The organism is Oceanobacillus sp. B139/18 (assembly GCF_055524595.1).
In genome coordinates this window covers 492,739-506,069 of record NZ_JBVFXI010000001.1, presented here as the reverse complement: position 1 = coordinate 506,069, position 13,331 = coordinate 492,739, and the positions used below count along the sequence as shown (strand labels likewise).

Genomic DNA, 13,331 nt, shown 5'->3' with positions numbered 1-13,331 from the left:
CTATCCCTCCAAACTTTTCAACTTGCCTTTTTACATAACTGTACAGACTTTAATTATATTATCAAAGTTTCTTCAATTTATCAAGAATGTTTCTTCAAAGAATCCGAAAACTTTTCATACATTGATTTATTAAAGTTAAAGCAGACGTTTATCAAGATTTCTCCAGCTTTTAGCATAGTCACTTCTTTTAATTTATGGTATAACTATAAATGATACATAAAGTGCGTGTTCAAAAAGTTTCCAATGGTATTCGGCGGGACGAGTAATCACAGCAATGTGGTCAGCTTAATGCAGCCGCTGCGACGGGTAAACGCGGACCTATTACGCTGCGTACATTTGAAGGCTTTTGAACATCCTCATAAAGGGAGGGAATTAAAAATGTTAGTTGCCATTTTGGCAGTTGTCGTCATTGGAATTGTTCTATTTATCCTGTCATTCTTTATTAACGATCGTCTGGAAGAAGTAGAGAGTCAGCTTGAACAATTGTCTATTACAACAATGCAAGATACATATCAGCTGAAAAAGAAAGTATCTGTTTTAGAAGAAGAATTATTGCCTCAAAATATATCTGACGACGCTGTATCGTCTCAACCTAAAAATAATAATTAGAGGAGTATTATCATGAAACAACATGTAAGAGCGTTTGCTGTCGGTCTATTAACCAGCGGTGCCCTGCTTCTCGCTATTTATCTTTTTGGCGGTCAATCCTCAGGCAATCTGAAGGATACCGAGCCGGAAGAATTGATTTCGGTTTTGGAAGATCAAGGTTATGCCGTATTGACTCAGGATGAATACATTGCCTATAGCATTGGCAGAGAAGATGGGGAAGAAGAAAATTCCGATGCAGATGAAGGAAACGGAAACGAAGAAGCAGATTCCGATTCAAACAACGATTCGGATGAAAATGATAGCACAGATGAAGAAGAAAATAGTAATGATGAAGAAAGCAATGAGAACGAAGATAGTAATGATAACGACTCAGAAAGCAATGAAGATGACGAAGCATCCGAGGATTCTGATGTGATTGAAGTAGAAATCACACTGGAGGACGGCGCACCGCCTTCCACTATCAGTAATGCTTTAGAAGATGCCGGTATTATTGATGACGCGTGGGACTTTAATGATTATCTGGATGATAATGATTTAAGCGGCAGTGTCAAACCTGGAACCTATGAAATCGATAGCGAGATGTCGTTCAGCGAAATTGGCGATGTCATCACCACGTATTCCGAATAAAATCATCAAATTTAAAATGAGCTGTTCCATCCGGGAGCTGCTCATTTTTTATATGATTCACAAAAAAACTTCCACCCGTTACGGGTAGAAGTTTTTTTATTCTTCGTTTTCAGTTTCACTGTCTTCGGAAGAATCACCTTCCGCATCTTCATCATGCTCTTCTTTTATTTCGAAATACGTATCTAAAATACGTTCACCAATTTTCAGGTTGACCTGGTCTCCTTCACCAATTCCAACATACGGTACAACCACGGCAAAAGCAACCTCCGGATCATCATAAGGCGCATAGCCGACTAATGTTAAATTATTAAGGGCAAACTCCTGGCCGTCTACATACTGAAATGACTGCGCTGTTCCTGTTTTTCCTGCCGGATTATAGGATTTATTCGCAAAAAAACCGCGTCCTGTTCCCTGTGATCCTTGATAGGAAAGACGGAATCCTTCCTGCACACGGCTGATTTGGTCATTTGTCATTTCAATCCGGTTCATTACCGATGTGTTTTTGGAATAATACAAAGGCCCCAGCTCATCTAAAGAAGCGATTGGATCACGCGCTTCCTTTAAGAAATGCGGCTGGACACGGTAGCCGTCGTTGGCAATTGTTGATACATATTGTGCAAGCTGCAGGGTTGTGTACGTATCATACTGGCCAATAGCAAAGTCAAGAATATTACCAGGGTTATCCGGGGCTTCCCCTCTAACGCCGGTACTTTCATATGGATAATCAATCCCCGTAGATGCTCCTAAGCCAAACTGATTAAAATAGTTTTGCAGCGTTTGTAAGGTTTCTCCTATATTTATGCTCAAGCTGGCATTATGCGGCATTGGGTAACGATAGTCTCCCCCTAACCGTAAAGCAACATAGAACATGTAAACATTGGATGACCTTTCTAAAGCACTTAAATCGTTAACGGTTCCCATTGCTGAAACAGATTTTTTCACTGGCGCTCCAGCTAACTTCATCGGCGCATCATTGAAAGCATCGCCCGGTGAAATTACCTCCGAATCATAACCAGTAAGAATTGTTGCTCCTTTAATACTGGAACCAGGCTCATGCGCATTGGCTAAAGCCATAAATGCTGCATCGCTGTACTCATTCTTCTCCGAATCATAGTTCAGACCGGAAATAGCAAGCAGCTCTCCTGTTTTCGGATTCATAACCACAGCATACGCATTGGTTGCAAATCGATTTTCATAAGGGCTTTTTGCTTTCATGGACTGAAACTCATCTAATAAAATCTCATCCACTTCCTGCTGAAAATCTAAATCTGTTGTTAACACCAAATCTTTGCCTCGTTCTCCCTCTACTATGGTTTCCGAACCGACAATCGACCCGTTTTGGCGTGTCGTATATTGAATCTGTTCTTTACGCCCGCGCAGAAAATCCTCATACTGCTCTTCCAGCCCGCTCCTGCCGACACGATCGTTCCGGCTGTATCCCTTCGTCAGGTAAGCACTCATATCCTCTGCCGGAATTCCCTGCTCCTGGCTGGAGATACTGCCTAAAATACTTGTTAATGTATCACCGTTTGGATAGACACGATTCCAATCCGTTGTAGCATTAATACCAGGCAATTTATCCAGATTTTCCGCTACAGAAGCATATTCCTCTGCGGAAACCTCTTCATTCTTTACAATTTGAGGGGTTAGCGCATATGCTTTATCGAGTTCTTTTTTGATTGCAATAATTTCCAATTCGCCACCGGAAAAATTTGCAATTTCTTCATCCGTAATCAAATCCAGCGTCGCATTATAAACCTCAGAATTGTCCATTTCTTCTGTATCAATTTCCTCTAATCGCTCTTCTATGTCTTCTTGATGTAACAATAAATAATATTCTCTTTTGTCTCTGTCTGTTATTCGATCAATATATTGGTCGTCACTCATATCAATATATTGTGCCAATGTTTCCGCTACTTTCAGACGGTCATCCGCCTGCACACCCTTGGGAGGCGTATACGTAATGGAATACATCGCTTCATTATCTACAATTAATTTCCCGTTTGTATCATAAATCTTCCCCCGGGGTACAGGTATACTTGTCGTATCTAAATTGGTTCTCTCAATTTCGTCCTGATAAGCTTCCCCGTTTAGAATTTGAACAACACCTAACTGAAGTATGAGTGCAGAAAATAATAAGAAGATAGCAAAGAAAAGAATATTCATGCGAACGGGAAGCTGAGCCCGTTTTTTCTTTTTCTTCTTGTCTACCACTTTTCTCCTCCTTCACATCTATTTTGAACTTGCATCGCATTAAACTGTATAGCTCGTTTAAAAGTATATACAATGAATCATTTATGTGCATCTTTTTAAACCTTTAAATTATAAAAAGAAACTCCGCCCTTCGGGGCACAATTACCTTCCGCTTATAATCGTTCAAGTTATAATAGAGACCACTGTTTGATTTTACCACATTTAGCGACTTTTTTCGTCCGTAAAATCTTCTTTTAATGCGATTTTTTGTTTTTTTGACGGTCCAATAAAAATGTTCCGGATGCAAAAATAGATGATGGCATGTCCAGCGCCGAATATAATCAGTAAAGCAGGGATAATCACGTCATGCGGAAATAGGAACATGCCAAATATAAACACGGCAATCGAAGCAATTCTTCCCAGATTCAAATAAATTTCCCGGACTACAATGTATTCCACTCTTCTCTCGCTGACCATCCGCGCTCTGCCAATTACATCATAGGTCAGGGATTGATACGGAACGGTCAGAATTGGGAAGGCAATTCCGATAATCACCGCGTATACAATCAACCAGAACAGACTCATTTCAAAAATAATAATAAAAATAGAAGCAAACAGTAAGATTCCGCCAAATAAAATGGCTTTTTTTCTTAATGCAGGTTGAATCCATTTTAAAGCAACAAAATAAAAAATAATGGATAATCCTGAAAGAAATAAATTAAAAACCCCTAAAATAAGCTCACTGTTCGTAACAAGAAAAATCCAGATGGTAATATAGAAACCATAAATACCTTCTCTCAGCCCTTGAAAAAAGTGAGCATGTAAAATACGCTTCCAATTTTTATTTTTCTTTCTTTCATTGATGACAGCAGGTAAAGCAAAGCTTCCTCTGCTTCCCTTTCGTATAATAAAAAAGCTTACAATAATGGCAGCAATAAACAGGCTTAAGGAAATGATAAAAATAGCGGTATAGCCAAAATCCCCGGCCATTTTTGAAATCATCCATCCTGCAAGCAACGGTCCAATCATACCTGCAAACGAGGTCAGTGTGCCGGAAATGCCATTAAACCAATCTCTTGTATCCGGTTCGGTAATCTCAAAGGTCAGTACATAATAAGCTAACCAAAAAAAACCGTACCCTATTCCCAATAAACAACCGAGTATAAAATTATAATATGCAGCCAGCTCGCCGATCCAAAGAACGAACAGAAAAAAGAAACATAAAAAAAGAATTCCGATTCGCAATATAATGATGCGATCGATTTTTTTGGATAATTTTCCAGCATAAATAAAAGATAATGCCTGGAATACATAGCTTGCCAAGTGATAATTAGCAATCACAAAAAAATCTCCGGATTGCTTCCATAGGTACACATTAACAAATGTATTTGATAAAAAGATTCCTGCTGCATATAAAGCGCCGATAAGCAAGAGTATCCAAAGATCCCGATATTCATCTTTTTGTTGTTTATATCTTCTGTACTGCTGTTGTAATTGCATAGAAAACGACTCCTTCTTCTTTTATTTTTAGCGAAGGAGCCGTATCTATACAAAAAGCTTGCAGAAACATAAAGTTATCTGCAAGCTTTTATAATTATTCTTTATTTTGCTGCTTCGTAATTGTTTGTTACTTGATCCCAGTTAACAACATTCCAGAATGCAGAAATATAGTCCGGGCGTCTGTTTTGATATTTAAGATAATATGCATGCTCCCATACATCTAATCCTAATAGTGGCGTCTTACCATCTGTTAATGGAGAATCCTGGTTTGGAGTGCTTGTGATTTCAAGCTCGCCATTGTTTAATACTAACCATGCCCAGCCAGAACCGAAACGTCCTGCTGCCGCAGCTGCAAAATCCTCTTTAAATTTGTCAAAAGAACCGAATTTGCTGTTGATTTTATCGGCCAGCTCGCCAGTTGGTTCTCCGCCGCCGTTTGGTGACAAAGTCTTCCAGAAGAAGCTGTGGTTAGCATGTCCGCCGCCATTGTTGCGTACAGCAGTACGGATGCTTTCAGGAACCTCATTTAAGTCCCTCACAAGCTCATCAACTGATTTGTTTTGCAGATCTTCATGTCCTTCTAATGCATCATTTAATTTGGTAACGTAGGTGTTGTGATGCTTCGTATGGTGAATGTTCATTGTTTCTTTATCGATAGATGGTTCCAATGCATCGTATGCATAAGGTAATTCCGGTAATTCAAATTTTGCCATGTGTAACTCCTCCTTAAAATAAATGATGATTTTATTTCTACAATTTATACGTTATCAAAGGTAAGAATTTCTTGCAAATATTTTGCACTGATATGTATCAAACATTCCTTATTAAATAACCATTTACATATTATTGACTATCCCATTTTGATTTAGGGAAACTTTTTTCCCTTAAAGAAACAACAAAATATTTATAAAAAGAATCAGATTCCGCTTGCAAAATCTGAAAAAAGCACACAAAAAAAACAAGCTTTGTGCTTGTTTTTTAGATGGCTCGGGACGGAATCGAACCGCCGACACAAGGATTTTCAGTCCTCTGCTCTACCGACTGAGCTACCAAGCCGTACATGGAGCTTTGATATAAAAGCTCTCCATCATTCTGTTGTGAAATATGTATGGAGGAGGTAGAGGGATTCGAACCCCCGCGCGGTTTGACCCGCCTCTCGGTTTTCAAGACCGACCCCTTCAGCCAGACTTGGGTATACCTCCAGACAGAATAAATGGTGGACCCTGCAGGACTCGAACCTGCGACCGATCGGTTATGAGCCGATAGCTCTAACCAACTGAGCTAAGGGTCCTTTTACTATTATTGAATGGGGCGACCGGTGGGGATCGAACCCACGCGTGCCGGAGCCACAATCCGGTGCGTTAACCACTTCGCCACGGCCGCCATGAAATAGCAAATGTATGTATATTTTTTGGTAGCGGCGGAGGGGATCGAACCCCCGACCTCACGGGTATGAACCGTACGCTCTCGCCAGCTGAGCTACACCGCCATGGCTCCACAGGTAGGATTCGAACCTACGACCGATCGGTTAACAGCCGATTGCTCTACCACTGAGCTACTGTGGAATAATGTTTGTTTTAATTAGCAACAAAATATAATTTATCATGTTCTGTTGATTATGTCAACAACTTTTTTTGCGGTGTTGCAAAAGTTTTTATCAGAAGTTGACTGCAAGAATTATAATAGCATGTAATATAACATATTTCAACAAAAACTTATAAAAACTTTTTTCATTTCCGGTAATATATAGAAAAAGCTGTATTTCTATCGCATCTGTTATCCCCCCTTTTTAATATGCATGCTTCAAAATAATCAGATGTTCCATAAATGCTGTTGATAAATTATGCACCTCCGCGCTGCATAATAATGACCGACAGTTATCACGTTAAAAGCGTTCTCTTCCCCTTTTATCCCGAAATAGATGAAATAAGGGCTCTATCCGCTTCATTACAACAGATAGAGCCCTTTTATATCAGATCATCCTTAATGGTCTCCTAAGACGTTCTGAGCAATGTTTACAGCATGATCGCCAATTCGTTCTAAATTACTTATGATATCGACAAAAACGATTCCTGCTGATCCATTACAAGTGCCTTCATTCATACGGATAATATGGTTTTTACGGAATTTCCGCTCCATTTTATCGATTTGGTCTTCTTTTTGAATAACTTCTAAAGCCGCTTCCCGATCGTTTGCCTCTAAAGCCTCAACAGCCTGTTTAACTGTCATATACGTTAAATCAAACATTTTGTTGAGATCTTCAATTGCCTGATCTGTCAGCGAAACTTTGTTGGACATTTTATAGTCCACCAGTTCAACCACATTCTCAAAATGGTCGCCAATTCGTTCAATATCACGAATTGTACTCATTAAGCTGGTATGTTCTATACTTTCCGGTTCTGTTAAGTTGGTAGAAGCGATATCCACTAAATACTCCGTTATTTTACGATCCAGATTATTCAGCGCTCCTTCAATTTGCAGAGCCATCTCGGAATTTTTCGGATTCTGCGTAGTGACATAACTGTGGGTTTCCTCTAAACCTTGATACGCATATTTCCCCATACGGACAACTTCCATCTTAGCCTGGCCCAGTGCCAGCGAGGAAGACTGCTGAAGGAAAATAGAATCCAGATGCTTTGGTTTATACTCAATAATGACATCATCTCCAGGCACCAGCTTCGTAATGAGCCATGCCAAAGCACCGATAAATGGAAATTGAATAACCGTATTTGCGATATTATAGCTTCCATGCGCAAACGCAATGGTCATCTCCGGGTTTAAACTTAAGCTGGATTGTAAATAGTAAATAAATTGAGTAAACGGATAGAGCAAGATAATAAAAATAATCGCACCTAGTAAATTAAACGTTACATGTGTATAGGCAGCTCGTTTGGCAGCAACAGATGTACCTATACTTGCAATAACAGCTGTAATGGTTGTACCGATATTATCGCCAAATAATACAGGAACAGCTGCCTTTAAGTCAACTGCACCCTGAGCGAATAATCCTTGCAGAATACCAATGGTTGCTGATGAACTTTGTACAATTACAGTAAATACGGTACCAATAACTACTCCGAGAATTGGTGTATCGCTCATAGAAACTGTCAAATCTTGAAATGCCTGTAAAGAGCGGAGAGGTGTCATCCCGCTGCTCATTAATTCAAGCCCATAAAATAGACCTCCAAAACCGAATATCGCCTGTCCTACCGCTACAATTTTTTGCTTCTTAAAGAAAAAGATTGTAAACGCACCTAAAGCTAAAAATAATAACGAATACTCCCCAACATCTATTCCAATAATAAAAGCAGTTATGGTTGTACCGATATTCGCTCCCATAATAACACCGATTGCCTGTCTTAATGTCATAAAACCGGCATTGACAAGCCCTACAGTTAAAACAGTAGTTCCCGAACTGCTCTGAATAAGCACAGTTACAATAATCCCAGCAAGCACACCCAGGAATGGATTGGTTGTAAACCGGTCCAGAATATCCCGCAAGTGATCTCCTGCTGATTTTTGGAGTCCATCTCCCATCATTTTTATCCCCATTAGGAATATGCCGATTCCTCCGAGAAATTCAATAATTAAACTTTGAACATCGATATCCACGAAAACTTCATCCCTTCTACCTCTTATGTAAACTTTTGTAGAATTTTGCGCCTCATTCATTATTGATGATTCTAAAGAGAATGTAAACATGTTTGATGAAAAATTTACATAGATTTAATATTTGTTTACATTCGAATAGAAAGGGATGCTTAGTATCTGCTTTTTTCATGAAAATATGTATAATATTAGGACCAATCGCATACAAATACAGGATTCATCTCCAGCTTTATGAAATGAATCCTGTTTCAGGGTTATTCTATTTAATTACGAACTATTAATTAATCTTCTTTAAGCTCCTCTATCCGGACACTGGTTCCATCCACTGCCACTACTTTAATCGGCGTTCCTTTTTTAATCCAGCGTCCGCCAGATACAGCACTGTAATGTTTTTTATTCACTTCAATCGTACCGGAAGGTCTAAAATCGGTCAGCGCAACGCCTTCTTCTCCCAGCAAAGCTTCATACTCTTTACTGAGCGAGCTGTAGCCCTGTTCATTTGTAAGCTGGTCCATTAAAGCGATTTTCGTCCACATCTGTCTCCGTTTAAATACTTTTAAAAACGCCAGAGATGAAAATGCTCCAATGACGATACTGATTACCGCATAAAGACCGTTTGCAAAATCCGGCTGCGGCAATGCAACGGCAACGATCATCAAAACCAGTCCAATTGTAGCCAAGGTTCCATCGTTCAACACTTTGCCATCAATAATAATCAGTAATATTCCCAGGAAGTATATAATAAACATGAGTAAGACCGAATTGGTTTCTGTGTATACCGTAAAATAAACAGTTATAAATCCCAGCCCTAATACACCAAATATACCACGCATATTTACAAACATTTCACCTAATATAAATAAAGTTCCAAAAAATAAGGCAAGAAATCCAACCCATTGTAATTCAACCACGTCCATACCATTCACACCCTCTCGTTGCCCTGCTTATCATGCATATATAAAAACGATAAGAAGGACTTTTTTGACATCCTCTTCTATATTATATGTACGTATGAGGAAAGAAAATAGTTTCATTAAAGGAGATTTTTTATGGAATTTTTGCGTAGAATTTCCCTGATTACGTTTATTATATTAGTTGCAGTCAGTATTTTTCAAGACTTAGCTCATTCAGACGGGACAACCTCCGTTTCAAATAATGAAAATTTGGAACTGCCTCCTTTTGAAGCTGTTCCGGTAAAAGTAAATCCTGGAGATACGGTTCTCAGTATTACAGAAGAAATCCAAACCATAACGGTCAACACTGTCTCTGTTGAGATTATTTTAAAGGCTTTTGAATCATTGAACCCGAACATCTCCTCCAATGACATCCATGTACATGAAGTTTACTATTTCCCACAATTTCAAGAGGAGCATTAGAAAAAGCAAACATCCGCTTTATTTTTCAAAGTGAATGCTTGCTTTTTATTATGAAATGCAGCTTTTTGCTAAATAATTTTAATGCTTAGAAATGCCGCCTAGGAAAAGAAAGGGATAATGAAAAAAGCGGAAATCAAAGAAAGAGCTCCTGCTATAATTCCGATAATACCAAGAATATTTGTCCCTCTGCTTCGTGCTACAAACCCGAATACAATGCTGGCGGCTCCTAAAATAACCGGCCAGGTAAAAAATGAAATAATTGCTAAGATGATACTTCCCCATCCATATATTGTCCCCGGGTTAAAGCTTTTCTCATCTTCAAATTCCAACAGGTTGGCATCGGTTAATTCTGTTGAAAATTCTTCCATTCTTTTGCTGTCTAACTGTTCATTTGTATGTTCATGCTGTGGTCTTTGTCCATGGTTCGGCATATCCTGTATACGTTTGTCTTTATCATTATCATTCATGAGATAAACTCCTTATACTTTAGAATTATATGATTAGCATACGGAATCTACAGGTTTTCATACAGGTATCATGCGGAATTTTTAGCAAAGAATGGTATAATCTTTTTGTTGTCTGCATATATTTACATGATGGAAGAAAATAAGAGGATATTCAAAAGGAGGGATGATATGTCTTTCTTTATCAAAGAAATGATTAAAAATAAACTGCGTAAATTAACCCCAGATGAAATTTTACATTATAGTGCCGAATACGGCTTTGCTATCACACGTACACAAGCAGACCAGATTGTACATTATTTAAGAACTTCTGCACCTAATCCATTTGACCAGGCAGATCGTGACCGCTTTATGATGGAGCTTGCAAAAATCACGGATCAGAAAACAGCAGCAGCAGCACAGCAGTTAATGGATGAGGTCATTAAATCATATGGGATGGAGCATTTATTTGAAAACTAAAACCGGCTGAAATTAAAAAAGATGAGCATTCCCATATATAGGGTGCTCATCTTTCTTAATTTATCATGATTAATTGACCATAAACCCCCGCTGAATAAAGTTTGATTTTATACGGGACTAGCCTTCCATAATGATTTCCTTTAAATTCTCTTGAAAATCACCTTCGCGCAGCATTGCTATTTCATACTTGTACGGTGCTTTTTTATTTTTCTTATCTGTGCCTACATAAGGTGTTTCAAGGATTTTAGGAAGCTCGCTAAGCTGCGGATGATGAACAACCTTATGGAGGGCATCAAAGCCAATGTAGCCAAAACCGATGTTTTCATGACGGTCTTTATGAGCTCCGCGGTCATTTTTACTGTCATTGACATGGACTACTTTCAGACGGTCTAATCCGACGATTTTATCAAATGAATTCAATACCCCATCAAAATCATTGACGAGGTCATAGCCTGCATCATGAATATGACATGTATCCAAACAAACAGAGAGATGTTCATTGTGCGTAACACCAGAAATAATTTCAGCCAGTTCTTCAAATGTACGGCCCATTTCGGAGCCTTTTCCAGCCATTGTTTCTAATGCAATTTGAACATCATTTTTTTGTTCAAGCACTTCATTTAATCCTTCGATAATTTTCGGAATACCCTTGTCGGGGCCTTCCCCCACATGCGCTCCCGGATGAAGTACGATTTGTTTTGCCCCCAGAGCCTCGGTACGTTCGATTTCACTCCGCAGAAAATTAACGCCCAATTCAAATGTCTCCGGTTTTACCGTGTTGCCGATATTAATAATATACGGCGCATGCACAACAATGTCAGCTATTCCATGAGATGCCATATGTTCTAATCCAGCTTCAATATTTAATTCTTCAATCGGCTTTCTTCTTGTGTTCTGCGGTGCGCCTGTATAAATCATAAAGGTATTTGCCCCGTAGGAAGCAGCTTCTTCGCTGGATCCTAATAACATTTTCTTGCCATTCATTGAAACATGAGAACCGATTTTCACCATATTTATTCCTCCTAACGCTTCTTCCTGTTTTGCTCTTTTGTCAGCTGTCTTTTAATTTGCTGTTGCTGCTGCTTTTGTTTTTTCTTATAGCCCGGCTTTACTTTCTTTGCTTTTCTTACGCGCTTCCACGCTTCCCGGTCATTACTTGTGTCTTCAGTTTTCCGGCGTGTTCTTTCATTCCAGGATTTATCCTCGGTCCATTCACCCTGCTTAACCTCTACGAACGAGAACGTGAGTCCCTTTTGCTCCAATCTTTCGATTAAACGGGCGTCCTCTTCGCTGTAAATACTGACTGCTGTGCCCTCTAGTCCGGCTCGTGCTGTCCTGCCGACACGATGAATATAAAAATGCTCTTCTTTTGGAAGCTGGGCATTAATTACATGGCTGACACCCTTGATATCAATTCCCCTTGAAGCTAAATCTGTTGCGACTACGTATTGATAGCGCAGCTGCTGTATCTCTTTCAATACACGCTTTCTCTCCCGGGGCGTCAGACCGCCATGAATGACACCAACATCCAAGCCATAGCCTCCAAGCGCTTCTGCCAGCTCATTAGCCTGTTGTTTCCCATTTGTAAATACCAGCGCTAAATAGGGATGGATTGTCTTGGAAATATCCCAAATAATCTTCGCTTCATCCCGATGCTTTTTCAGAATAAGCCGATGCTCCATCGTTTCCGGAGAAAAATGCTCTTCCATTTTAATATATTCCGGATTTCTTAAATATTTTTTAAAGAAATGCTGTAAGCGCTGTGGAATAGTTGCCGAGAAGACCAGCAGCTGAATATCCTGCTTCGCGCGTACTAATAATTGATCTACTTCTTCAATAAAGCCTAAATCAAGCATCAAGTCCGCCTCGTCAATCACAAACGATTCCGCACTATAGATGGATAATGCTCCATCCTTTACCAAATCTAAAATTCTCCCTGGTGTCCCCACCACAATCATTGGCGGTGTTTTTAATTTCTCAATTGCCTTTTGTTTATCGGTACCGCCGACAAGCAGCTTGGCTGTCCATTTTTCTGTCTTATCCGCAATTGTAATGATTTTCCTTACTTCATTGTAAAGCTGTGTTGCCAGTTCCCTTGTTGGCGCAGTAATTACAAACTGCACTTTCTTTTGATTCTCATCCAGCTGTTGAAACATCGGCAATAAAAATGCATGCGATTTGCCGGAACCAGTCCGGGATTGACCAATAACACTTTTTCCATCCAAGATAGCAGGTATTACTTTTTCTTGGATTGCAGTCGGATTTCTAAAATCCAATTCTTGAATAATATCCTGGATATCCATATCCAGGGATAGTTCTGCAAATGTTTTTTCCATCTGTTTCCCTCCTTTGAAATCTTTTCTATAATAAGTTGAAATAAAACGAAACTTCACTCAGCGGAAGTTTTTGTTCTTCTAACGCTTTCAGGTTAATAGCCAGCCGCTACGAAAAAAAACTACGCTAGTTAGATTTTTACTACCTATTTATAACAAAC

Annotated in this window: 12 protein-coding genes and 6 tRNA genes; 4 read left to right on the top strand and 14 right to left on the bottom strand. The window is 39.3% G+C overall.

Annotated features, from left to right (window positions below; genetic code table 11):
• Positions 1–378 precede the first annotated feature (378 nt).
• A complete protein-coding gene (locus ACZSMY_RS02435; protein WP_042534783.1) occupies positions 379–609 on the top strand; it encodes a hypothetical protein in 231 nt (76 codons plus the stop codon).
• A 12-nt stretch (positions 610–621) separates the two neighbouring features.
• Positions 622–1,236, top strand: a complete 615-nt coding sequence (locus ACZSMY_RS02430; protein WP_465147440.1) for a hypothetical protein — start codon at positions 622–624, stop codon at positions 1,234–1,236.
• Between the two features lie 96 nt (positions 1,237–1,332).
• Here the strand turns inward: ACZSMY_RS02430 and ACZSMY_RS02425 are convergent, their stop codons facing one another.
• The 11 genes from ACZSMY_RS02425 to ACZSMY_RS02375 form a co-directional block, all read right to left on the bottom strand.
• A complete protein-coding gene (locus ACZSMY_RS02425) occupies positions 1,333–3,450 on the bottom strand; it encodes a peptidoglycan D,D-transpeptidase FtsI family protein (RefSeq protein ID WP_306432766.1) in 2,118 nt (705 codons plus the stop codon).
• 201 nt (positions 3,451–3,651) lie between these two features.
• The gene (locus tag ACZSMY_RS02420; RefSeq protein WP_193063935.1) at positions 3,652–4,929 is read right to left on the bottom strand and encodes an MFS transporter; all 1,278 of its coding nucleotides are present in this window, start codon (positions 4,927–4,929) and stop codon (positions 3,652–3,654) included.
• A 101-nt stretch (positions 4,930–5,030) separates the two neighbouring features.
• The gene (sodA, locus tag ACZSMY_RS02415; protein ID WP_042534787.1) at positions 5,031–5,642 is read right to left on the bottom strand and encodes a superoxide dismutase SodA; all 612 of its coding nucleotides are present in this window, start codon (positions 5,640–5,642) and stop codon (positions 5,031–5,033) included.
• Between the two features lie 270 nt (positions 5,643–5,912).
• Positions 5,913–5,985, bottom strand: a tRNA-Phe gene (locus ACZSMY_RS02410).
• A 53-nt stretch (positions 5,986–6,038) separates the two neighbouring features.
• Positions 6,039–6,131 (bottom strand) — tRNA-Ser (locus ACZSMY_RS02405).
• Positions 6,132–6,143: 12 nt separating this feature from the next.
• Positions 6,144–6,220: transfer RNA gene (locus ACZSMY_RS02400), tRNA-Ile, on the bottom strand.
• Between the two features lie 16 nt (positions 6,221–6,236).
• Positions 6,237–6,312: transfer RNA gene (locus tag ACZSMY_RS02395), tRNA-His, on the bottom strand.
• A 29-nt stretch (positions 6,313–6,341) separates the two neighbouring features.
• Positions 6,342–6,418, bottom strand: a tRNA-Met gene (locus ACZSMY_RS02390).
• Position 6,419: 1 nt separating this feature from the next.
• A tRNA-Asn gene (locus ACZSMY_RS02385) sits at positions 6,420–6,494 on the bottom strand.
• Between the two features lie 418 nt (positions 6,495–6,912).
• Positions 6,913–8,541, bottom strand: a complete 1,629-nt coding sequence (locus ACZSMY_RS02380) for a Na/Pi cotransporter family protein (protein ID WP_042534789.1) — start codon at positions 8,539–8,541, stop codon at positions 6,913–6,915.
• Between the two features lie 278 nt (positions 8,542–8,819).
• Positions 8,820–9,455: an NfeD family protein gene (locus ACZSMY_RS02375; RefSeq protein WP_042534791.1), complete on the bottom strand. Its 636-nt coding sequence runs from the start codon at positions 9,453–9,455 to the stop codon at positions 8,820–8,822.
• Between the two features lie 132 nt (positions 9,456–9,587).
• Here ACZSMY_RS02375 and ACZSMY_RS02370 point away from each other — a divergent pair, with 132 nt between their 5' ends.
• Positions 9,588–9,914 (top strand): hypothetical protein, encoded by a 327-nt coding sequence (locus ACZSMY_RS02370; RefSeq protein ID WP_193063937.1) that lies wholly within the window; start codon positions 9,588–9,590, stop codon positions 9,912–9,914.
• 98 nt (positions 9,915–10,012) lie between these two features.
• Here the strand turns inward: ACZSMY_RS02370 and ACZSMY_RS02365 are convergent, their stop codons facing one another.
• On the bottom strand, positions 10,013–10,381 hold the full coding sequence (locus ACZSMY_RS02365) for a DUF4190 domain-containing protein (RefSeq protein ID WP_052485089.1): 369 nt from the start codon (positions 10,379–10,381) through the stop codon (positions 10,013–10,015).
• A 168-nt stretch (positions 10,382–10,549) separates the two neighbouring features.
• On the opposite strand from ACZSMY_RS02365, the gene ACZSMY_RS02360 reads away from it, so the two are divergent.
• A complete protein-coding gene (locus tag ACZSMY_RS02360) occupies positions 10,550–10,837 on the top strand; it encodes a DUF2624 domain-containing protein (protein ID WP_193063938.1) in 288 nt (95 codons plus the stop codon).
• Positions 10,838–10,954: 117 nt separating this feature from the next.
• On the opposite strand, the gene ACZSMY_RS02355 is transcribed toward ACZSMY_RS02360, so the two are convergent.
• Entirely contained in the window at positions 10,955–11,848 is an 894-nt protein-coding gene (locus tag ACZSMY_RS02355) for a deoxyribonuclease IV (RefSeq protein ID WP_193063939.1), read from the bottom strand.
• An 11-nt stretch (positions 11,849–11,859) separates the two neighbouring features.
• Positions 11,860–13,173 (bottom strand): DEAD/DEAH box helicase, encoded by a 1,314-nt coding sequence (locus ACZSMY_RS02350; protein ID WP_042534800.1) that lies wholly within the window; start codon positions 13,171–13,173, stop codon positions 11,860–11,862.
• Positions 13,174–13,331: the final 158 nt, after the last annotated feature.

Coding starts and splice junctions, on each gene's coding strand:
- ACZSMY_RS02365 (WP_052485089.1), bottom strand. CDS start 10,381: ATGAATGATAATGATAAAGACAAACGTATACAGGATATGCCGAACCAT.
- ACZSMY_RS02430 (WP_465147440.1), top strand. CDS start 622: ATGAAACAACATGTAAGAGCGTTTGCTGTCGGTCTATTAACCAGCGGT.
- ACZSMY_RS02375 (WP_042534791.1), bottom strand. CDS start 9,455: ATGGACGTGGTTGAATTACAATGGGTTGGATTTCTTGCCTTATTTTTT.
- ACZSMY_RS02355 (WP_193063939.1), bottom strand. CDS start 11,848: ATGGTGAAAATCGGTTCTCATGTTTCAATGAATGGCAAGAAAATGTTA.
- ACZSMY_RS02350 (WP_042534800.1), bottom strand. CDS start 13,173: ATGGAAAAAACATTTGCAGAACTATCCCTGGATATGGATATCCAGGAT.
- sodA (WP_042534787.1), bottom strand. CDS start 5,642: ATGGCAAAATTTGAATTACCGGAATTACCTTATGCATACGATGCATTG.
- ACZSMY_RS02360 (WP_193063938.1), top strand. CDS start 10,550: ATGTCTTTCTTTATCAAAGAAATGATTAAAAATAAACTGCGTAAATTA.
- ACZSMY_RS02435 (WP_042534783.1), top strand. CDS start 379: ATGTTAGTTGCCATTTTGGCAGTTGTCGTCATTGGAATTGTTCTATTT.
- ACZSMY_RS02420 (WP_193063935.1), bottom strand. CDS start 4,929: ATGCAATTACAACAGCAGTACAGAAGATATAAACAACAAAAAGATGAA.
- ACZSMY_RS02370 (WP_193063937.1), top strand. CDS start 9,588: ATGGAATTTTTGCGTAGAATTTCCCTGATTACGTTTATTATATTAGTT.